Source organism: Sphingobacterium sp. HSC-15S19 (genome assembly GCF_050433745.1).
GTDB classification, from domain to species: domain Bacteria; phylum Bacteroidota; class Bacteroidia; order Sphingobacteriales; family Sphingobacteriaceae; genus Sphingobacterium; species Sphingobacterium siyangense.
Genome location: NZ_JBNPWQ010000052.1, coordinates 1 through 22,039, shown reverse-complemented (window position 1 = coordinate 22,039; position 22,039 = coordinate 1). Strand labels below are relative to the sequence as shown.

Here is a 22,039-nt window from a genome sequence, read left to right as displayed (position 1 = left end):
AAAGAAAGGAAAATAATTAGCGTAGATTTCAGAGGTCAATTCAGATCTCAGCGATCAGTACGAATGGCCTGAAGATGAAAACATAAAACTTGAGCTTACAAAAAAGCAGCAATTCCAATATAATACCAAAAAAGTTGCCACTTTCTGAGGCGATATAGGTGATGGAATGCTGCTTCTCGTTAAAGATATATTTATTGCTATTTTTTTAGTATCTGATGGAGGTCAAATCGTAGGCCAACATTGAACGTACGGTTATAGAGTTTTACATTTTCATTGACGCTCATATCCTTCATCCCATAATTGGAGCCAATGAAGAAACCATAGCCCCCATTCCATTTGTAACCTAAGTTAAAACCCAAACCATAGTCTGAAGGATTGGTCGTTGCATCGTAAAATTTTCCATCATTATTATTCACAGACATCTGTATACCATAATAGGGACTAGCAGCAAGATAAATCCGACCTTCTCCAACCGTAATATTATAAGCTATGTTTAATGGAATATCGATCGCATTTCTTCGGTATGTTGTCCAGTTATTTTCAAGGGCATGCTTTGCCTCCATACCATTTTGGGTAAAGTTTACTTCAGGCTGAATAGAGAGTCCACCAACGAGCGGTATTTCAAGAAAAAGCCCTGCTGTAACACCCGAAATGCTTCGGAAGCTATAACTGTGCGTTCGTTTATTAGATACCAATGATCCGGCATTTGTGTACCCGGCGTTTATACCGTAGGAAATTTTACTTTGGCAGAACGCTGTGGAAAGCACAGAAAACAGTATTATACTGCAGATTAAATGTTTCATATGTGGTCAATTTATTTACAATTGCCACAAATATGCACGACGGAATCTTAATTTAAACGCTATTTAGCGTTGTTTAACAAATCTTAATATTGATTAACAATAATTAATACATATTAACAAACCAGCTTCCTTTACGATGGGAATCGCTCTTCATAGAGCTTCTCCAAGGAGAACATTTCATCACGATATTTCGCTGCTTCCAAGAAGTCCATTTCTTTTGCAGCTTTGTCCATTTTCTTCCTTACGTTATCGATCGCCTTCTTCAAATCTTTCTCACTGAGGTATTGCATCACTGGGTCAGCTGCAATGGCTTGCGACGGATCAGGTTCAACATAAATTTTAGGTTCAATACCCGAAAAATCAGCAACAGAAGTCTGCTCCAGAATCTCCTCCCTTGTTTTGCCGACTGTACGCGGTGTAATGCCATGTTCCAAGTTATATTTCATCTGCTTGTCTCTGCGACGATTGGTTTCATCTATTGTGACACGCATACTATCCGTCATTTTATCGGCATACATAATAACCCGACCTTTATCATTCCGGGCAGCCCGACCAATCGTCTGAATAAGAGATCGTTCGGAACGCAGAAAGCCCTCTTTATCCGCATCGAGAATAGCGACAAGCGTAACTTCAGGCAAATCAAGCCCCTCACGGAGTAAGTTCACCCCGACCAGAATATCAAATTCGCCCAAGCGAAGACCCCGTAAGATTTCCACACGCTCCAAGGTTTTAATTTCGGAGTGAATATAACGGACTTTTAAATTCAGCTTGGTCATATATTTGGAAAGCTCTTCGGCCATGCGTTTGGTCAATGTAGTAGCCAAAACACGCCCTCCTTCTTTGATGGTCTTATCGACCTCTTCCAAGAAATCATCGACCTGATTGATCGCTGGCCGTACTTCAATAATCGGATCCAAAAGTCCTGTTGGACGAATGACCTGCTCAACAACAACACCTTCGGTCTGCTGCAGTTCGTAATCGCCCGGAGTCGCGGACACATAAATCGTCTGATTCGTCAGGGATTCAAACTCCGGAAAGTTTAAAGGTCTGTTATCCAAAGCTGCTGGTAACCTAAACCCATGTTCCACCAAGGAAACTTTTCGCGACCGGTCACCACCATACATCGCACGCAATTGTGGTAAGGTGACGTGGCTTTCATCAATGACCAACAGGTAATCCTCCGGAAAATAATCCAGCAAACAGAACGGACGCATCCCCGGTTGTCTACCATCGAAAAAGCGGGAATAATTTTCAATTCCCGAGCAATAGCCCAGTTCACGCATCATTTCCAAATCATAATTGACCCGCTCTTCCAAACGCTTCGCTTCAAGCATTAAGCCCTCCTCTTCCAGTTGCGTTTTCCGTTGCATCAATTCATCTTGAATAGCCCAGATCGATTCTTTGAATTTTTCCTTCGGTGTAACGAAAAGGTTTGCCGGAAAAAGAGCAAGATCTTCCATCTTATTGAGCGTTTTACCTGAAATAGGATCGATCTCACTCAGTTCATCAATTTCATCCCCAAAGAATGAAATCCGAATGGCATTATCCAAGTATGCCGGAAACACATCCACCGTATCACCTTTAACACGAAAGGTACCCCGTTTAAACTCTGCGGTCGTCCGTGAATATAAGATCTCGACCAATTTATGCAGGAAAGCATTTCTTGTGACAGTCATACCGACACCAAAACGAAAAATAGATCGGGAGAAATCCTCCGGATTCCCCATACCGTAGATACAGGATACCGAAGAAACGACAACAATATCACGCCGACCCGACATCAAAGACGAGGTAGTCGCCAAACGCAACTTTTCGATTTCCTCGTTAATCGCTAAATCCTTCTCGATGTAGGTATTCGTCGAAGCAATAAAAGCTTCAGGTTGATAATAATCGTAATAAGACACAAAATAGTTGACCGAGTTATTGGGAAAGAACTGCTTGAATTCACCGTACAACTGAGCCGCCAATGTTTTATTGTGACTTAAAATCAATGTTGGCTTTTGCGTTTCCTGAATCACATTGGCAACAGTAAAGGTCTTACCCGATCCCGTTACCCCCAAAAGCGTCTGGTATTGCTCTGCCTGCTCTACACCTGCTACCAATTGCTTAATTGCTTCTGGCTGATCGCCTGTGGGTTTGTACTCCGATGTCAATTCAAATTTCATATACTTCCTATTTCTTAAAGAAAACTATTCAGGCCTTTTCCAGCAAACATTGCACCACGAATTGCTTAAGCGTAAGCTCAAAAACAACTTTTATGATCCGATGGTTTCAATCTGCAAAAAGACGATTTTTCGACCTGTGATCCAGGCCATATCTTTCCAAGGTCTTACACAAATTTACTAAAAATTTTACCATTTTAGTGCAAACTATAATAATACCATAGATGTTATTACTTTCAATTGATTATTTATTATCTTTAGTTTAATTGAACTAGCACACACGCCATGGTCACTATTCTATCTACCCAAAATAGCATTGCAAATCATTTTATTGCCGAGCTGAGAGATAACATTATTCAACAGGATCGCATGCGCTTTCGTCGTAATCTGGAACGATTAGGTGAAATTTTCGCTTATGAAATCAGCAAGACAATGACCTACAAACCTGTTGAAGTTGAAACTCCGCTAGGTGTGGCCAAAACCCATCTCTTGATGGAACAACCCGTACTCGCTACAATTCTGAGAGCGGGCCTTCCCTTTCATCAGGGACTTTTAAATGTTTTTGATCACGCAGACAACACCTTCATTGCGGCTTATCGGCATACAAAAAAGAGCGGTGAGTTTGAAATTCATAAGGAATATGTCAATACACCAAACTTAGACAACCGTACAGTAATCATTGTAGACCCCATGCTGGCTACAGGAAAGAGCCTCGTTTTATGCTGTAAGGATCTCCTGGCCGAATATGACATCAAGGAATTACACATTGTTGCGGCCATTGCATCCGAAGAAGGACTAAACCACGTTCAGGCTTTTGTACCCACGGCGCATATATGGGTTGGTGACGTCGACCACGAACTGACCTCAAAAGCCTATATTGTACCTGGGCTCGGTGATGCCGGAGACCTGGCCTATGGTGTAAAACACCATTAATGTGGATAAATTATTTAAAACTAAATTAACACTTAGCTCATTGAAATTCAGTAAATTTATGTCAATGATGAAGTTTAATTTTTTTATATCTAATTTATATCGCTATGAGATGGCAAAAATACAATGGCGAATCCATTCGCTCCACGATTTTCGATGCTGTTGAAGAAGTCATTAAACGAGAAGATGCCCTAGGGAATAAGCTCAAGGTTTATATCGGCACCGATTCCCAAGTCAAGAGAGGCATCATCGACTTCGCAACAGTCATCGTCTTTCTCCGGGAACATAAAGGTGGATTTATGTTTATCCAACGGGACAAAAGGCACCACCGAATGAGCATTAAAGAAAGGATGCTACTCGAAGTCCAAAAATCCATCGATATAGCCTATCAACTCTGCCCCCTCCTCGAAAAACACAAAGTAGACCTCGAAGTCCACGCCGACATCAACACCAATCCAAATTTCCAGTCAAATGTTGCCCTGAAAGAAGCCATGGGCTATATTATGGGTATGGGATTTGTTTTTAAGGCCAAGCCCGAGTCTTTTGCCAGTACCAATTGTGCTAATAAACAGGTTCAATAATTGACTATAAGGCAGACTTTGTATATTTAGGGTGTAATTTTTAATACACCACATGCATGATCTTTTTCAGCAGATTGCACGTCAATTTGCCCAGACCTCTTGGCTCGAATGGTTAGGTACCCTGACAGGCTTTCTTTGTGTCTATTTGGCCGCTAAGCAAAATATATGGAACTGGCCGATTAGTATCATCAGTGTGGCGTCCTATGCTATTCTGTTTTATGATGCCAAACTATATGGAGATACTGTACTGCAATTCTACTTTCTGTCTACTGCTGTTTATGGCTGGTATTATTGGATAAAACGAAAAGAAGAAAAAAAGAAACCCATCGTCAAAGCCAGCAAGGGGCAGTTGCTCCTTTGCCTCCTGGCAATCCTCGTCCTGACACTGTCAATCGGTTATCTCCTCGATAGCAAGACAAATTCCGATGTTCCTTATATTGACGCTTTCTGCACGTCCGTAAGTTTTGTTGCTCAATTTCTGATGACACGCAAAGTACTTCAAAACTGGCTCTTATGGGTATTTGTGGATATTTGTTATATCCCGCTCTATATACACAAAGACCTTATGCTGACCGCAGTACTCTACCTTGTTTTCACACTCATCGCTTGGAATGGCTATCGCGATTGGCAGAAAACCTATAAAAATTTTGCGTAATATTGCCTATCAAAACGATCGATGTGGGAAAAGATTTCATAAAAATTGCCGTTGTTGGCCCCGAGTCCACCGGAAAATCAACGATGGCACAATTTCTTGCCAAGGAATTTCAGACAGTATGCGTGCCCGAATATTCACGTTATTATTGCCAAAGCCTCAACAATAAATATACCTTACAGGACGAAGTCAATATGTTTTATGGACAGGTCGCTTTGGAGGAAGCGCTGGTCAATTTAGCACAAGGACAGCTTCTCATCTGTGACACTACCTTCCTTACGGTCAAAATTTGGTCAGATCATCTTTTCGGTCATACACCACCGGAAGTCACCGATAAAATTCAACAACATGTTTATGACCTTTATCTGCTGATGGATATCGATCTACCCTGGCAGGACGATCCACTACGGGATTTCCCCGAACAGCGCGAACATTTCATGGAGATCTGGAAAAGCGAATTGAACGCCATTAATGCGAATTATCGTCTTGTTTCGGGTCTCGGCGACCAACGTCTTGAAAATGGACTTCATGCTGTAAAAGATTTTCTGACATTGATTTGAGACAAGTGTCTTGACGAAGCAGCCTTTTACAGCTATATTTGTAGGAATAAAGTATAGCATGTTGTTTATGCGGAGTAAGTATACTTGCCCGGCGACAGAAAGCTTTATAAACACAATTAAAATAGAATATTAACATTTTACTTAAGAAATAATGTATCCAGAATATTTAGTAACTCCAATGCGTCAAGAGTTAGTTGATGCGGGATTCGAAGAATTAAAAACACCTGAAGCAGTTGATCAGGCTATCGCATCAGAAGGAACTGTTTTTGTGGTTGTAAACTCTGTTTGTGGTTGCGCTGCTGCAAATGCACGTCCTGCTGCAAAAGCTGCTGTAAAAAACGAAAAACACCCAGCTAAATTGGTGACTGTTTTCGCAGGTATGGAAACTGATGCAGTAAACACTGCACGTAACTACATGTTGCCTTACCCTCCATCTTCACCAGCAATGGCTTTATTTAAAGACGGGAAATTGGTACACATGATTGAAAGACATATGATTGAAGGTCGCCCGGCACAAATGATTGCTGACAATTTAGTTGCAGCATTTGACGAGTACTGTTAATCACGTATTTTGATTTTTGAATTAAAAAGGCTGTCCAAGTTATTTGGATAGCCTTTTTTGTCTATTGGATAATTCGTATTTTCCTTACTTTTCCTGCACGTCCCCTTTCAAAACTTGACAGATGGTCTCCTGTCCGAACAATATGCGGCAACTCAGCATAGGCGCCTCACGTAAGCCAATTCGATCACCTAAAGCAATTCGATCAGCCAAAACCTCAAGTCCGCATATCCAGCAGACCTAGCCCCAAGTCTAGTTTCAGTTTATTAAAAGCTTTTTCCTATTTTTAGGTTATGAAAACCTTCCCAATAATCATTTTTTTGTTCTGCTTGACGATCATATCATGTTCACCGCAAACGAAAGTGGACCTTATTGTTTATCATGCGCAAGTATATACTGTAGATTCGGCTTTTAGTACAGCACATGCTTTTGCTGTCAAAGATGGTAAGTTTATGGCCATTGGTTCCGATGAAGAAATACAGCGAAAGTACAAAGCAATAGAAAAAATTGACGCACAGGGGAAGGCCATTTATCCGGGATTCTACGATGCCCATGCGCATTTATTTGACGAAGCCGAACTAATGGATCAAGTCGACCTAAACGGCGCCGATTCTTTCGAGGAGGTTATTCAACGTGTCAAAAACTACCAACAAAAAAACCCGGGCAAAACTTGGCTGATCGGTGGTGGCTGGGACCAAAATCGCTGGAAAGATAAAACTTTCCCAACCAAGGACCTACTCGATAAAGCTTTCCCGGATATCCCCGTCTACCTCATGCGTGTAGATTATCATGCGGCGGTTGCGAACTCCAAAGCACTCGAATGGGCAAAATTAACGAGTATCCCCATCATTCGCGGCGGTGTAGTCGGCGGGACTAATGATACTCCCAATGGTCTCTTGATCGACAATGCAATGGATCTTGTCAATAAGACCATTCCGGTTCCGAGTGAAAAAGAATATCTAAGAATGCTCAAGCGAACGCAAGACTCCCTCCTTTCCGTTGGTCTTACCTCCATTGTAGATGCAGGTTTATCAAAAGAAAGACTCGATCTGCTTAAGAAATACTATCGGGAAGGGCAGTTGAAAATTAGAGATTATGCCATGATCCTAGGCAATCCGCAAAATATAAAGTCATTTATCGATCAGGGTTTCTATGAAACAGACCGTTTCGAGATCAAAGGATTTAAACTGCTCGCCGATGGCGCATTGGGATCCCGTGGTGCATGCCTCCTCGCGCATTACCATGATGCCCCCACCCATGGCTTTCTCCTCCATAGCCCTCAAGAATACGAAGCAATGATCAAACAGATTGCCGAAAGTAAGTTTCAGGCAAATACCCATGCGATAGGCGATTCGGCCAATCGTATTATATTGGATATTTATGGCAAATACCTCCACAATAACGACGATCGTAGATGGCGAATCGAGCACGCCCAAATTATATCGCCTGCAGATTTTGATAAGTTTCGAAAGTATCAAATCATACCATCTGTACAACCCACACATGCAACCTCCGATATGTACTGGGCCAAAGATCGACTCGGTGAAGAACGCATGAAAGGCGCTTACGCATATAAGCATCTGTTGAAAGAATATGGAAAACTCGCATTGGGGAGTGATTTCCCGGTCGAACATTTCAATCCCTTATATGGTTTCCACGCGGCAGTAGCCCGCGTCGACAAAAAAGGATATCCTAGCCACGGATTTCAGATGCAAGATGCGATAAGCCGTGAAGACGCTTTGAAGGGAATGACAATCTGGGCGGCATACTCCTGTTTTCAGGAGAAAAAAAGAGGAAGTATCGAAGTGGGAAAAGATGCCGATTTTGTTATCCTCGAAAAGGATATCTTGAAAATTCCGAATGAGCAACTGCGAAATGTAAAAACAGAACGGACAGTAATTGCAGGTGAGACTGTGTTTAAAAGATAACAATAGCGCATATGCCTAAACATGCCCACTAAACTTATATCGCTGACAAAGCGAAATAGTTAACAAAAAAGATAGCTAACAAATCAAACATTTCTTCACCTGCAGTAACCTGCCCTAGAGAGGATTACAAGGAAAATTTAGAATAAATTTTCCTGATTACGAATATTTCGTATATTTACGATATAAACATACATTTATAAAATATTCATTACCATTCCTATTATCCTTAGCGACGCAGCTGTTATTTGCACAAGAGCGTACTCCAGCGATCGCAAAAGTACATTACGAATTCAAGCATGTAAATGATAGCACCCAACGGGATCAATTTATACGCGATGAAACAGTCGTTTACCTGAATCAACAGGCCAGCTACTACACATCATATTCATCCAAGCGCATGCAAGATGAGGTCAAAAAACAAATGGAGGGCCCCAGTTTCGACGGTACACTAAACATTACTACTCGCTCGACACCATCAAGCTCCTCCTATTTATTAGACGCCAATCAAAACAAAATGACCGAAGTGGTTAGCGTTGCCAGTGACAATTTTGCCATTCCACAGGCTTACCCTACTCAAGATTGGGAAATACTGGGTGACCGCAAAGAAATTGGTGGCTACAATTGCCAGAACGCAAAAACAACATTCAAAGGCCGAACCTATATCGCCTGGTTTACAACCGAGCTGCCGTTTTCCTATGGTCCGTGGAAACTTCATGGTCTTCCTGGCCTAATTCTGGATGTCCGTGACACAAAAAATGAGGTGATTTTTGCTTACGCCGGATTCGACAAAATTGAGGATGGCAAAACATCGGTGGCCCTGCCGCAAAACGCCATCGTAAGTACTGCAGAAGAGGTAAAAAAAGTTCAGGAAGCCTTTAAGGCCAATCCACAAGCTTATATGCAAGCCCAATCGGGAAAAAACAGAACCATCAGTGTAGGTTCATCGGGTAGTATGGTTGCAGTTAGATCCAGTTCCGGCTCCGGAGGAGGCTCCCCTGCTGGTGCTTTGGATCCGTCAAAAATAAAGAGTTTCAATATTTCAAGAGACGATAAATACAAACCTTCAAAAGTTACCAACAATCCGATAGAGCTGACGCCTTAATGAAAGTATTTTTATGTTTATTTATAGTCGTTTTGCTTGGGCAAATAACCTTTGCCCAGCAAACGATTAATGGAACGGTCCAAGTGGATAAGACGCAGCATCCCGTACCCTTTGCCAGTGTCAACATCCTTTCAGACAACAAAATTATCGCTTTCAAACCGACAGATAAAGAAGGGCGTTTTACAATTACCTTAACAAAGGACTATGCAAGCCTCTACCTGCAGATCAATCACCTTACTTACGAAAAATTTGAACTCAAACTTGGCACGCAGACATCCAATCTTCGGATCGCCCTCGTACCAAAAACCAATCTACTACAAGATGTCATTGTAAAGAGCAAACCTAAAGTAAGCCGTTCAAATGATACAATCTCCTACGACGTCGGATCTTTTGCCAAAGAAGAGGATCGAAATATAGGCGACGTAATTAAACGTCTTCCGGGTATGGAAGTTACCGAATCGGGTCTTATTAAATACCAGGACAAAACCGTTTCTAAACTTTACATTGACGGTGACGATCTATTGGAAAATCGCTATGGTGTAGGTACACGGACAATCCCGCATAAAATGGTAAAGGACATTCAGGTACTCGACAATCACGAACATTATAAAGTCCTTAAAAATAAAAGATTTACAGACGACGTCGCCATAAATCTCGTTATCAAAGAGGAAGCAAAGCTAAAACTCACTGGGCAGGCCAAAATTGGCGTCGGCACGCCCAATCTCTATGATCCTGAATTGAACTCAATCCTATTCAACAAAAAAGTTAAGATGTTGAATGTCCTCAGCGGTAATAATACCGGCAATGATCTTTCCGGAGATATCATCGGCGCCAATCAGTCCTCTTTACTGGCCAAGTTTGGCAGCTCGCCCATCAACAATCTCCTGGCGACGAGCACAACAGGCAGTCCAAATATTCCTAAAAACAACTATTATTTCAACAATACAGGTTCGCTAAACACCAATAACCTATACAACCTCAAGAATCACTGGCAGCTAAAATCAAATATTCAGGTTTTATACGACAACGATAGGCAAAATAATGCCGCAAGCACACAATACCTGCTCGATGATGGCGACGTCTATTTTAATGAGCAAAATCATCTGAAAACAGCGCGATGGCTTGGCGCAGCCAGACTTTCGGCATCCACCAATACGGAAAAGAAATATGCGAGTAATGCCTTGTCATTTGAGTATGAAAAAAAAGATATAACAGCATTGTTGGCAAACTCTTCAGGCCAGATCGAGCAGTTCCAAAAACACAATATCAAGGGATTCAGCAACTTGTTTAGCTATATACCCCAACTTAAAAACAATGACATTATTGCAATCAACTGGTCTTTAAATTATGGTAATAAACCACAGACTTTACAGATCTATCCCGGCGTTTTTCCAGAAATACTCAACGATAGCATTCCCTATAAAAGTAGCCGCCAGCAAATTGAAATTCCTTCCTTTTTTACGGAGATCAGTACAGGTTATCGCTTCAATAAAGGCCGAATCAAGCAATACTATCAAATTGGCTTCAATACAGATCGCCAACACTTCAACTCGCTCCTTACAATAGCGGATAATGATCAACATATTCGCGCATTGGGCGATAATACCCGTAATGATCTGTATTGGAGCAGGTCCCAAGCATTTATTACTCCTCAATATTCCTGGAAAACAAATCGGTTTGAAACCCAGCTCGACATCCCGGTAACCTATTTATTTACCCATTATGAAGACGTCAGTCATCAGCTGTCCACGTCCAAAAATTCCATGCTGATCAATCCTAATTTAAAAGCGAGATGGCAGGTTTCTCAAGAAGACTATCTTCAATTTAACTATCAATTTGCGCAGGACATTGGTAACATAGAAGATATATACCGTGGTGCGGTATTACGGAACTATAGAATGCTCAGCCAAAATAATGCAGCGCTAAATGAATCCAAAAAACATACATTTAATCTCAATTATAATTTAGCCCGCACCCTAAAAGTATTATTTGCAAATGCTGGTATTAGCTATTCAAGATCGCTTTCCAACACGATATTATCTTCCGTTATAAAAAATAACATCACCGAAAATATCTTGGTCAATATGGATAACCTGCAGGAGCGCTGGTCTTCTCAGATCGGGTTTGATAAATACATTTTCCCCCTGGCAAGTACCCTCAAACTAAAAGGAAGCATTTCTCACTTCAAATACAATCAATTGTTAAACAATGCCCTAGTCCCTATTCGAAGTATGAGCTATCTATTTCAACCCAGTATAGAAGCTAAAGTCTTTACATCTTATAACATTTCCTATTCAGGACTATTCAATTGGAGCAGGAGTAAACAACAGGGCCTGGACAATACGATCCAAAATAAAACCACCACAATGATGCATAATATAGGTTTTCCGACCAGCCCATTCAAAAATGGCTTTATGCGGCTAAACCTGCGCAATCTTGCCACCTTTCAAACAAACATGAAGAATGCAAGTTATACCTTCATAGACTTTTTTACGCGCTACAAGGTCAACAAGTGGAAAATGGACTTCGAATTAGAAATGAATAATTTGGCCAATATCAAAAACTATCGTACTTATCTGATGACGGCCAATATGATTTCCCAGAATGAATTTGAACTTCGCGGGAGAACAATTTTACTCCGCACAGTTTTTAACCTTTAAAGCATCAGACTCCATCGAAAAGAAACAATTGCCTTGAGCTATTAAAAAAAGAAGCCTGAGCAAAAAATCACTCAGGCTTCTTTTTATATCTTGCGAAAAAAGTATTCTTCGTTAAAAAACTTTAGAACTATTTTCTATTGCATATCGAATAGATGTTTCTCAGCATGATAAGAAGAACGAACCAACGGTCCAGACTCCACATACTTGAATCCCATTTCTAAACCAATTTTCTGATATTTCTCAAACTGTGCAGGTGTAATCCATTCGATTACAGGATGGTGAGCTTTCGTAGGCTGTAAATACTGACCCAATGTCAAAATATGTACCCCGACGTTATATAAATCGTGCATTGCCTCGATAACATCTTCCTCAGTTTCACCTAAGCCAAGCATAATACCTGATTTTGTACGGAGTCCAGCTTCAGAAATGCGACGTAGGCACTCGAGTGAACGATCGTATTTAGCCTGAACACGAACTTCTCTTGTCAAACGACGGACAGTTTCGAGGTTGTGCGAAACAACTTCGGGACGTACTGCGATCACGCGATCCAAATTATCCCATTGTCCTTTAAAATCTGGCAAAAGTGTTTCTAAGGTTGTTTCTGGGCTTTCTCTACGGATTGCGTTGATTGTCTCCGCCCATATTACCGAACCACCATCTTTTAGGTCATCACGATCCACCGAAGTGATCACACAGTGTTTTACCTGCATTAACTTGACAGAATTGGCGACACGATTGGGTTCATCCAAATCAACCGCCAGAGGACGACCGGTTGCTACCGCACAAAATGAACAAGAACGTGTACAGATATTTCCCAAAATCATGAAGGTTGCCGTTCCAGCTCCCCAACATTCGCCCATATTCGGGCAATTTCCACTCTCACAAATTGTATGTAATTTATGCTCGTCTACAAGACTTCTGACATGTCTATACTCTTTACCAACAGGCAATTTGACACGCAACCAATCAGGCTTGCGTTGTGCAGGAGTTGCCGGAATAACTGGAAGTTCAATCATACAACAAAGTTAAGGATTAAAAATGTAATTTCTAACCGTCAATTTGTTGGTTTTATATCATAAAAAATGACCGATTGCCACCAATAATAGAATTATGAAACAAAAATTAGGATATTTGTGTTGATTATCATTAATCTAATAACAAAACTATGCGACTGAGCCGATCTTTATCCATGTTGTTACTTGGGGGTGCAACCATCTTTACTGCACATGCCCAAACCAACTTTGACATTATACCCAAACCTTCGAAAATCACATTGGCTACGGGAACATACGCTATCCCTACACATCTTCAGGTTGTTGTTTCAGATGAATTTCAGGAGGCGACACAACTGCTTACTGAACACCCAGCTATCAAAAGCCTAGCTGTCGAAGTACTCAAGAAAAATAAAAAAGGCCCAAAAGAAGGCTTTCGCATTCTTAAAGCAGTCGATGCAGATAACCTTAGCAAGAACGCCTATTCCATCCAAATCGATGAAAAAGGCCTGCTACTCAGGGCCTGGAATGTACCCCAGGTTATCAATGGGATTTACACACTGGTTCAATTGGGTTATCTACAAGCTGATCCAAGTAAAATAGCCTATGCGACTATAGTCGATGAGCCACGATTTGCCTACCGTGGCTTACACCTGGATGTATCGCGCCATTTTATGCCACTATCTTTTGTCAAAAAGTATATCGACATCATGGCCATCTACAAATTCAACAATTTTCATTGGCATTTAACCGACGGAGCGGGATGGCGATTGGAGATTAAGAAATATCCGGAGTTAACACAAAAGGCGGCCTGGCGTACACATACGGGCTGGAAAGATTGGTGGAACAATGGTCGTCAGTATGTAGAAAAAGGTAAGCCAAATGCCAGCGGTGGATTCTATACCCAGGAAGAAGCACGCGAATTGGTCGACTATGCAGCCCGTAAAGGAATCAATGTAATTCCTGAGATAGAAATGCCCGGACATTCGGAAGAAGTATTGGCCGTATATCCCGAACTCTCTTGCTCCGGAAAGCCCTATAGTCAGGGAGAATTCTGTATCGGCAATGAAAAAACCTTTGAATTTCTAAAAAATGTTTTGGATGAAGTACTCACGATATTCCCTTCCCAGTACATTCATATCGGCGGTGATGAAGCTGAGAAGAAGCATTGGGAAACCTGCCCAAAAGATCAGGCGCTCATGCAAAAAGAAGGATTAAAATCTGTTGACGAACTGCAGAGTTATGCTATCAAACAAATGGATCTATACCTGCAATCCAAGGGTAGAAAGCTGATCGGTTGGGACGAAATCCTTCAAGGGGGGCTCACAGAAGGAGCTACCGTCATGAGCTGGCGCGGTGAAGACGGCGGCATAAAGGCCGCAAATGCAGGCCATGATGTCATCATGACTCCAGGTTCACACCTCTATTTTGATTCTTATCAGACAGACCCACGGACACAGCCTGAGGCCATCGGGGGTTACCTGACATTAGATAAAGTTTATTCGTATGATCCTATTCCAGCTGCGATACAAGGGGACAAAGCCAAGCATATCCTCGGAGCACAAGCGAATATATGGACAGAATATGTACCTACCACCGAACACCTCGAATATATGGTGTTCCCACGTGCACTGGCATTGGCGGAAGTCAATTGGACAAATAAAGATGGGAAAAGCTGGACAGACTTTCAGCGAAGACTACAATCACATTATAAGCTACTACAAGATCTAAACGTCAATTATTATCGTCCTTCCTTTAATGTCGCTTATACAGCAACATACAATGCTGCTAAAAACAACAATAAAATTACGCTGACAACGGAGCAACTAAAAACAGATCAGATCCGATATACCATTGATAGCAGTGAGCCTACAATCTTGTCTACACCATATACTGGACCATTTGAACTCAGCTCAACAGGTCATATCAATGCCGCTTATTTTCTAGATTCTATCAAAATCGGTCCAACCCTATCCTTTGATATTGACATTCATCGTGCTATTGGAAAAAAAGTAACGTACAACACAGCATGGTCGGGATATCCAGCACAAAAAGATTCTACCTTAACAAACGGAATCATGGGCGGTCTTTCCTATCACGATGGTCAATGGCAAGGATTCACCAGTCCGATTGATGTTGTCGTGGATATGGAACGCAGGGAGGAAATACACCAAGTAGCCATGAATTTTATGCAGATGATCGGCCCCGGCGTTTATATGCCAGGAGAAATGGAAGTCCTGCTTTCGGATAATGGCCGTACCTTCAGATCTGTAGGAACAATCAAAAATGACATATCCGATAAAGAATCCAAGTTGACTTTCAAAAGGTTTGAACTCAAACTTGACAAAGCCCAACAGGCCCGTTATATAAAAATCAAAGCCAGCAATCCAAAAAAAGGCTACTTGTTTACGGACGAAATCATCGTTTATTAAACAAATCAGCCCCATTATTGCCTACGAGTTGGAAAACATACTGCTTATGTTTTCCAACTCGTTTTTGTTTTTTCAGGACCACTTTTCTAAAAAACTACATTTTTTTTTGAAATATTCTTAAAATAAATAGTTAATTTTCAAAATTTAAAATGTAACTTTGCACTCCGACAAAGCAGTCGGAATGACCCTTCCCCATGAGCTACTTTTGATTGTCTTTGCTCAGATTTACAATAGGAAATTTAATTTTTTGAACTAGATATAATGCCAAGAAACACTTCCATTAAGTCGGTTTTAATCATCGGATCAGGTCCCATCGTTATCGGTCAAGCTTGTGAATTTGATTATTCTGGATCTCAAGCATCTCTTTCATTGAAAGAAGAAGGTATTGAAGTATCCATCATCAACTCAAACCCTGCAACAATCATGACGGACAAAGTTGTTGCAGACAATGTCTACTTACTTCCATTAACATGCGAAAGTATTGAAGAAATTTTGCAAAAACACAACATTGACGCTGTACTTCCTACCATGGGTGGCCAGACTGCTTTGAACTTATGTATCGAAGCTTCTAACCTAGGTCTTTGGGAAAAATACAACGTAAAAGTTATCGGTGTTGATGTTGCTGCCATTGAAAAAACTGAAAACCGTGAAGAATTCCGTCAATTAATGGTTGATATCGGTGTGGGCGTTGCAACATCCAAAATTGCAAACTCATTCCTTGAAGGTAAAGAAGCGGCACAAGAAATTGGCTATCCGCTTGTTATACGTCCATCTTATACTCTTGCAGGTACAGGAGGTGGATTTGTTCACAGAAAAGAAGATTTTGACGCAGCCTTAAATAGAGGTTTACATGCTTCACCAACACACGAAGTTTTGGTAGAGCAAGCGGTATTGGGCTGGAAAGAATTTGAGTTGGAATTACTTCGTGATACCAACGACAATGTTATCATCATCTGTACCATTGAAAACTTCGATCCAATGGGTATCCACACTGGAGACTCAATCACTGTTGCACCGGGCATGACATTGTCAGACAAATGTTATCAAGACATGCGTAATCAGGCTATTCTGATGATGCGTTCAATTGGTACATTTGCAGGTGGTTGTAACGTTCAGTTCTCTGTAAACCCAGAAAACGAAGAAATTATTGCCATCGAAATCAATCCACGTGTATCACGCTCTTCGGCTTTAGCATCGAAAGCAACGGGTTATCCAATTGCGAAGATTGCTGCTAAATTGGCGATTGGTTACAACTTGGATGAATTGCAAAATCAGATCACAAAGACAACATCCGCATATTTTGAACCAACATTAGACTATGTGATCGTTAAGATCCCTCGTTTCAACTTCGATAAATTCAAAGGAGCAAACAAGGAATTAGGTCTACAGATGAAAGCAGTAGGTGAAGTAATGGCAATCGGCCGTACATTTATCGAAGCTTTACAGAAAGCTTGTCAATCATTGGAGACTGGCCGCGCTGGTTTAGGTGCTGACGGTCGTCAATGGAGAAACCTTGACGAGATCATGGACAGTTTGGAACATCCAAGTGGTGACCGTTTATTCCATATCAAAGATGCTTTCGAATTAGGTGTTCCTTTGGAATCTATCCGTAAGGCAACACGTATCGACAAATGGTTCTTAGTACAGATCCAAGAGTTGGTACACCTTGAGCAAGAATTACGTCGTTATCAATTGAATAATATTCCACGCGATTTCTTCATGACCTTAAAGCAAAAAGGTTATTCAGATGTACAAATCGCATGGTTACTAGGAAATGTAACAGAGGATCAAGTTTACGATCGTCGTAAGGAGCTAGGTATCAACCGTGTTTACAAAATGGTAGATACTTGTGCTGCAGAATTCCCTGCACAAACACCATACTACTATTCAACTTTCGAAGAAGAAAACGAATCAATCTCTTCAGATAGAAAGAAAATCATCGTTTTAGGCTCAGGTCCTAACCGTATCGGTCAGGGTATCGAGTTCGATTACTCCTGTGTACACGGTTTATTGGCGGCTAAAGAATGTGGTTACGAAGCGATTATGGTTAACTGTAACCCGGAGACTGTATCGACAGACTTCAATATGGCTGACAAATTATACTTCGAGCCCGTATTCTGGGAGCATGTACGTGAGATCATCGAATTAGAAAAACCAGAAGGTGTTATCGTTCAGTTGGGTGGACAAACAGCCCTTAAAATGGCTGAGCGTCTAGAGCAACTTGGCGTAAAAATCATCGGTACTTCATTTGAGAATATGGACTTGGCAGAAGACCGTGGCCGTTTCTCCGATCTACTGAAAGAATTGGAAATTCCATATCCAAGATACGGTGTGGCAACTTCAGCAGAAGAAGCATTACAAGTTGCAAACGAAGTTGGATATCCAGTATTGGTTCGTCCTTCTTACGTATTGGGTGGACAAGGCATGAGCATTGTTATCAACGATGAAGATCTAGAAAAAGCTGTTGTCAACTTGTTGAAAAACCTTCCTGGAAACCATATCCTGATCGACCACTTCCTGGATCGTGCAGAAGAAGCTGAATCAGATTCAATCTGTGATGGTGAAGATGTACACATCATTGGTATGATGGAACATATTGAACCTGCCGGTATCCACTCAGGAGACTCTTCAGCTGTATTGCCTCCATTTGGCCTATCACAAGCTGTTCAGGATAAAATGGAAGAATATTCCGTTAAACTAGCAAAAGCATTGAACGTAAGAGGTCTATTAAACATTCAGTTTGCTGTAAAAGGTGAAAATGTATATGTTATCGAGGCTAATCCACGCGCATCACGTACGGTTCCTTTCATCGCTAAAGCTTATGATGTTCCTTACATCAATATTGCAACTAAGGTTATGTTGGGTGTTAATAAATTGAAAGACTTTACAATAGAACGTAAACTGAAAGGATACGCGATTAAAGAACCTGTATTCTCTTTCAATAAATTCCCTGAAGTAGACAAGCAATTAGGCCCTGAGATGAAATCAACTGGTGAAGCAATTCGCTTTATCAAAGATCTTCAGGATCCTTATTTCAGAGAATTGTACAATCAAAAATCAATGTTTTTGAATGCACAATAAGACATATCAATAAAATAGAAAAGGCTTGCAAATGCAAGCCTTTTCTATTTTATATCTTTTACACAGCGGAAGCCAACATTATTTGTCGGACTGTTAACCTCCCCTTTTCCTCTGCTTCCGGCTTTATACCTTTCGCAATATTGATCATTGCAAAGAAATGACCCTCCCCGCTGAACGCGTTTTTCAAGATTTGGTTCCTGCGGATCATAAGAATCTTGTGGTCCTTTGGGGTTAGCAGTTGTACTATGCTGATAATAATCGGGTCTATAAAAATCAGCACACCATTCCCACACATTCCCTTCCATATCGTACAGTCCCAACGCATTTGCCTGAAATGATTTTACAGGCGCAGTCCCCTCAAAGCCATCCTCCTTTGAATCTTGTACAGGAAATTTTCCCTGGTAAATATTGGCGGTCCATTTACCATTAGGCTTCAAGTCCTTGCCCCAATAATACAAGTCATCGTTTGCATCTTTACGTCCTCTAGCCGCATATTCCCACTCCGCTTCTGTAGGTAATCGTTTACCTGCCCATTTCGCGTAAGCTGCAGCATCTTCATAGGCAACCTGAACAACCGGATGATTCATTTTATCCTTTATCGAGCTATTCGGTCCCTCGGGATGTTGCCAGTTTGCACCAGGGACATACTCCCACCACATCAGATAATTGTTTAATGAATTGAGTTCTTTAGGTTTGGAAAATACAGCCGATCCCGGAACTAACATTTTGGGGTCCACCCCTGGAAAATCTTTCGGATCCAGTTCCCGCTCAGCAACAGTTACATAACCTGTCTCCTTTACAAACTGCGCAAACTGTGCATTTGTGACCTCATGTTCGTCCATATAAAATGAGTTCAGTTGCACCTGATGTAAAGGCTTACTATCTTCAAAATTCGAACTTCCCATCAAAAATTTGCCCCCTTCGACTAATATCATCTTGTCCGTAGTCTTACTTTTTAACTGCGCAATTTGGGATTTTATCAGACCTGCGCGCGTAGGTATATTTTCCCCAACACAACAGGAAAGTGTATCCTTGGTGGAAAATAACGATAAACAGGTAATTAGAGTCAGATTGAATAACATAATTAAAGATAAACATAAAAGGGGAACAATAAAAAGTTCCCCTTCAATAAGTCATTTTATATAAGAGGGCTATACGCCCAGTTGTATATTTTCTTTTTTCGCTGATCTAGCACGAATAGGCGTATTTCCACCGCCTTTTAACGTGATTTCTACCGGCGTATTATTTTTCCATGCACCCTTTGTGAAATCCGGTACATCAACTGTTTTACAGTTCTTTTCTACAGATTCAAAACTCAATGGCACGATACAGCTCCATGAAGCAGCATCATAGACATCCTGGTCCAAAGGTAATCCGTTGCGCAAACAGTCTATCAGACGCCAGTCCATCATAAAATCCATCCCACCGTGTCCACCAACCTGTTTTGCCTGCTCACCAATATATTTTACCAATTCTGGTGTGTATTTATCGTACAGTTCTTTTAATTTCTGTTCTGTAATGAATTCATGGCCAAAAGCAATATTCTCCGTAGGGTACTTTTGCGCAAATCCTTTCGTACCGCTCAGTGTATGCAGCCTAGAGTAAGGTCTAGGAGAAGTAACATCATGCTGCAGCATAATCGTTTTTCCTTTTGCGGTGCGGATAAGCGTTGTATTCATATTACCACGGTATTTCTTTCCGACAAATTCCTGAAAAAAAGAATCCTTGGCCGCTAGCTCTTTTGCTTTTTCTCCCATCATAAAATCATTGGAAGACATTGCCACAAGATGATCCATCTTATCCCCTCTATTGATATTTAAGCATTGTGCCACAGGCCCAAGACCATGAGTAGGATATAGATTTCCATTTAATTTTATATTTTCTCTCAGGCGCCACATGTTATCATAGCCATTCTTTGCAAAATTAAGATCCAGCAAATCGTGAATATAAGCACCCTCGGCATGAACGAGTTCGCCAAACAAGCCTTGGCGCACCATATTCAATGTCAGCATTTCGAAGAAATCATAACAGCAATTTTCCAGCATCATACAATGCTTTTTAGTCGCTTCAGATGTCTTCACGACCTCCCAACAATCTTTGATCGTCAAAGCGATCGGCACTTCACAAGCCACATGATTACCCGCTTTCATCGCGGCAATACTCATCGGAGTATGATAATCCCAAGGCGTACAAATATAGACCAGATCGAGTTTCTCTTCTTTCAACAGGGATTTCCAACCATCTTCACCTGAATACGCTTTCGGAGCTGTTAGACCTTTCGATGTAACGATTTTTGTTGCGCGCTCAACCCGATCCGGATGTTTGTCGCAAAGTGCGACAATTTCGCATCCCTCAATAAAGGACAACCGTTCAACAGCACCAGGACCGCGCATGCCCAGTCCAATCACTGCTACTCTGACTTTATCAATTTTTGGAGCTGCATAGCCACACATATTAAACGACCCTGCTGCCGTATTGGCATTGACCAAAGTAGGAAGTGAAACAGCCAGTGATGACAATATTCCGGCCTTTTTTAGAAAATCTCTTCTAGAATCCATAATTTAAAGTTCATATAAATTTAAAGGGACCAATTGGTCCCTCTAAAAAATCACCTATTTTAAAACAAACTAAACAGTCAATAGAAAAATCCTTTTGGATTGGATTTATATTTGGTTCTCATGTAAGAACTTAATCTCTATAACAATAATATAACACTTTTTTCTAAATAAAAAATGAAACTTGAAAGCAATCGTTTGCTTAATCTACACAAACGATTGCCTAATTTTTTATCTTCGTTGTTTTTCAATCGATATTCACTAGCCACAAAGTTTTCAATAATGAAATCCTTGATGGGGATAACAGTCATCACAGCCGTTTACTCTAGCAGGGAATATCGAGCTGCATTTGCTATCGTTATACAATTGTAAATACACAAAGGTATAGCTGCAGGTATAATGTTATATTACGTTCCTGATCGGGATGTGTAAATAAGAAGATCAAGTTATGTGGTTAATGACATTTGCCAATAAAGCTTAATAATAGAGTAGAATAGCTGTATAGCATGTAATACTGAGAGCTATATCTGTAACCATTACCTGAATACTTCCCAACAGTCGGACAGCATATACAACTGCTTATTAAAAGTAGCTACTGCAAGGCCAATTGATATACAGCAATACGATACAGATGAAAAACAATATAGCTTGACAAGGATAGTAGCAGGACAGGATATCCCCCAATAATTACGAGTAGCCCTTGCAGTACTTACCGATATGTGGTTATAGGACACTGGTGAAAAGCAATAAGGTTTGACACGGTCAGTGAAGGCTGTATGAGTGCTGTCCACTGGATTACAATTCCCCTCGGCTACAAGGATGCTCCATACCACTGAGAACAGTGACAGTTGTGGTTGCAGGACTGCTACCGTTTGCGGAACAGCTACCGATGGGCCGGGCTCACCGATGGTCCTGTGCTGCGATAACCACTAGGCGGAGGATATGCCATAGCCTGTACATGGAAATACGGAAGTACTTAAACGAAAGAAGCCCTTGACTGTTTCCAGCAAGGGCTTCCGTGTAAAAAAAGGCACCGACCTAC

At 41.1% G+C, this 22,039-nt stretch carries 15 protein-coding genes; 10 read left to right on the top strand and 5 right to left on the bottom strand.

Annotation, left to right across the window (positions count from 1 at the left end; all coding sequences use genetic code 11):
* Positions 1-197 precede the first annotated feature (197 nt).
* Complete coding sequence (locus L1283_RS26505; RefSeq protein WP_075990955.1) at positions 198-803, bottom strand: porin family protein; 606 nt, start codon at positions 801-803, stop codon at positions 198-200.
* Positions 804-934: 131 nt separating this feature from the next.
* Positions 935-2,968 carry an excinuclease ABC subunit UvrB gene (uvrB, locus tag L1283_RS26500; protein ID WP_075990954.1) on the bottom strand — a complete coding sequence of 678 codons (2,034 nt, stop codon included), beginning with the start codon at positions 2,966-2,968 and terminating at the stop codon, positions 935-937.
* A 282-nt stretch (positions 2,969-3,250) separates the two neighbouring features.
* On the opposite strand from uvrB, the gene upp reads away from it, so the two are divergent.
* The 8 genes from upp to L1283_RS26460 all read left to right on the top strand — a co-directional run bounded on the left by upp (position 3,251) and on the right by L1283_RS26460 (position 11,937).
* On the top strand, positions 3,251-3,898 hold the full coding sequence (gene upp, locus L1283_RS26495) for a uracil phosphoribosyltransferase (protein ID WP_088160148.1): 648 nt from the start codon (positions 3,251-3,253) through the stop codon (positions 3,896-3,898).
* Positions 3,899-4,002: 104 nt separating this feature from the next.
* The gene (locus L1283_RS26490; RefSeq protein WP_046672303.1) at positions 4,003-4,476 is read left to right on the top strand and encodes a ribonuclease H-like YkuK family protein; all 474 of its coding nucleotides are present in this window, start codon (positions 4,003-4,005) and stop codon (positions 4,474-4,476) included.
* A gap of 52 nt (positions 4,477-4,528) precedes the next feature.
* The gene (pnuC, locus tag L1283_RS26485; RefSeq protein WP_088160147.1) at positions 4,529-5,131 is read left to right on the top strand and encodes a nicotinamide riboside transporter PnuC; all 603 of its coding nucleotides are present in this window, start codon (positions 4,529-4,531) and stop codon (positions 5,129-5,131) included.
* Positions 5,132-5,154: 23 nt separating this feature from the next.
* Positions 5,155-5,688 carry an AAA family ATPase gene (locus tag L1283_RS26480; protein ID WP_088163435.1) on the top strand — a complete coding sequence of 178 codons (534 nt, stop codon included), beginning with the start codon at positions 5,155-5,157 and terminating at the stop codon, positions 5,686-5,688.
* Positions 5,689-5,839: 151 nt separating this feature from the next.
* A complete protein-coding gene (locus L1283_RS26475; protein WP_070563263.1) occupies positions 5,840-6,250 on the top strand; it encodes a BrxA/BrxB family bacilliredoxin in 411 nt (136 codons plus the stop codon).
* A 359-nt stretch (positions 6,251-6,609) separates the two neighbouring features.
* On the top strand, positions 6,610-8,175 hold the full coding sequence (locus tag L1283_RS26470) for an amidohydrolase (RefSeq protein ID WP_232475670.1): 1,566 nt from the start codon (positions 6,610-6,612) through the stop codon (positions 8,173-8,175).
* Positions 8,176-8,317: 142 nt separating this feature from the next.
* A complete protein-coding gene (locus L1283_RS26465; RefSeq protein ID WP_429626700.1) occupies positions 8,318-9,277 on the top strand; it encodes a GLPGLI family protein in 960 nt (319 codons plus the stop codon).
* Entirely contained in the window at positions 9,277-11,937 is a 2,661-nt protein-coding gene (locus L1283_RS26460; protein ID WP_429626699.1) for a hypothetical protein, read from the top strand. The genes L1283_RS26465 and L1283_RS26460 overlap by 1 nt, the downstream gene beginning before the upstream one ends.
* A 134-nt stretch (positions 11,938-12,071) precedes the next feature.
* On the opposite strand, the gene lipA is transcribed toward L1283_RS26460, so the two are convergent.
* Complete coding sequence (gene lipA / locus L1283_RS26455; RefSeq protein WP_429626698.1) at positions 12,072-12,953, bottom strand: lipoyl synthase; 882 nt, start codon at positions 12,951-12,953, stop codon at positions 12,072-12,074.
* A 173-nt stretch (positions 12,954-13,126) separates the two neighbouring features.
* On the opposite strand from lipA, the gene L1283_RS26450 reads away from it, so the two are divergent.
* Together L1283_RS26450 and carB are read left to right on the top strand one after the other, a co-directional pair.
* A complete protein-coding gene (locus L1283_RS26450; protein WP_429626697.1) occupies positions 13,127-15,361 on the top strand; it encodes a beta-N-acetylhexosaminidase in 2,235 nt (744 codons plus the stop codon).
* Between the two features lie 261 nt (positions 15,362-15,622).
* Positions 15,623-18,442: a carbamoyl-phosphate synthase large subunit gene (gene carB / locus L1283_RS26445; protein WP_088160142.1), complete on the top strand. Its 2,820-nt coding sequence runs from the start codon at positions 15,623-15,625 to the stop codon at positions 18,440-18,442.
* 44 nt (positions 18,443-18,486) lie between these two features.
* On the opposite strand, the gene L1283_RS26440 is transcribed toward carB, so the two are convergent.
* Together L1283_RS26440 and L1283_RS26435 are read right to left on the bottom strand one after the other, a co-directional pair.
* Positions 18,487-19,524 (bottom strand): formylglycine-generating enzyme family protein, encoded by a 1,038-nt coding sequence (locus L1283_RS26440; protein WP_088160141.1) that lies wholly within the window; start codon positions 19,522-19,524, stop codon positions 18,487-18,489.
* 69 nt (positions 19,525-19,593) lie between these two features.
* Positions 19,594-21,000 carry a Gfo/Idh/MocA family protein gene (locus L1283_RS26435; protein WP_232475667.1) on the bottom strand — a complete coding sequence of 469 codons (1,407 nt, stop codon included), beginning with the start codon at positions 20,998-21,000 and terminating at the stop codon, positions 19,594-19,596.
* Positions 21,001-22,039 lie beyond the last annotated feature (1,039 nt).

Bases quoted from the DNA above. Each gene is read 5' to 3' on its own strand.
- L1283_RS26440 (WP_088160141.1), bottom strand. From the start codon at position 19,524: ATGTTATTCAATCTGACTCTAATTACCTGTTTATCGTTATTTTCCACC.
- pnuC (WP_088160147.1), top strand. From the start codon at position 4,529: ATGCATGATCTTTTTCAGCAGATTGCACGTCAATTTGCCCAGACCTCT.
- upp (WP_088160148.1), top strand. From the start codon at position 3,251: ATGGTCACTATTCTATCTACCCAAAATAGCATTGCAAATCATTTTATT.
- lipA (WP_429626698.1), bottom strand. From the start codon at position 12,953: ATGATTGAACTTCCAGTTATTCCGGCAACTCCTGCACAACGCAAGCCT.
- uvrB (WP_075990954.1), bottom strand. From the start codon at position 2,968: ATGAAATTTGAATTGACATCGGAGTACAAACCCACAGGCGATCAGCCA.
- L1283_RS26490 (WP_046672303.1), top strand. From the start codon at position 4,003: ATGAGATGGCAAAAATACAATGGCGAATCCATTCGCTCCACGATTTTC.
- carB (WP_088160142.1), top strand. From the start codon at position 15,623: ATGCCAAGAAACACTTCCATTAAGTCGGTTTTAATCATCGGATCAGGT.
- L1283_RS26475 (WP_070563263.1), top strand. From the start codon at position 5,840: ATGTATCCAGAATATTTAGTAACTCCAATGCGTCAAGAGTTAGTTGAT.
- L1283_RS26450 (WP_429626697.1), top strand. From the start codon at position 13,127: ATGTTGTTACTTGGGGGTGCAACCATCTTTACTGCACATGCCCAAACC.
- L1283_RS26435 (WP_232475667.1), bottom strand. From the start codon at position 21,000: ATGGATTCTAGAAGAGATTTTCTAAAAAAGGCCGGAATATTGTCATCA.
- L1283_RS26505 (WP_075990955.1), bottom strand. From the start codon at position 803: ATGAAACATTTAATCTGCAGTATAATACTGTTTTCTGTGCTTTCCACA.
- L1283_RS26460 (WP_429626699.1), top strand. From the start codon at position 9,277: ATGAAAGTATTTTTATGTTTATTTATAGTCGTTTTGCTTGGGCAAATA.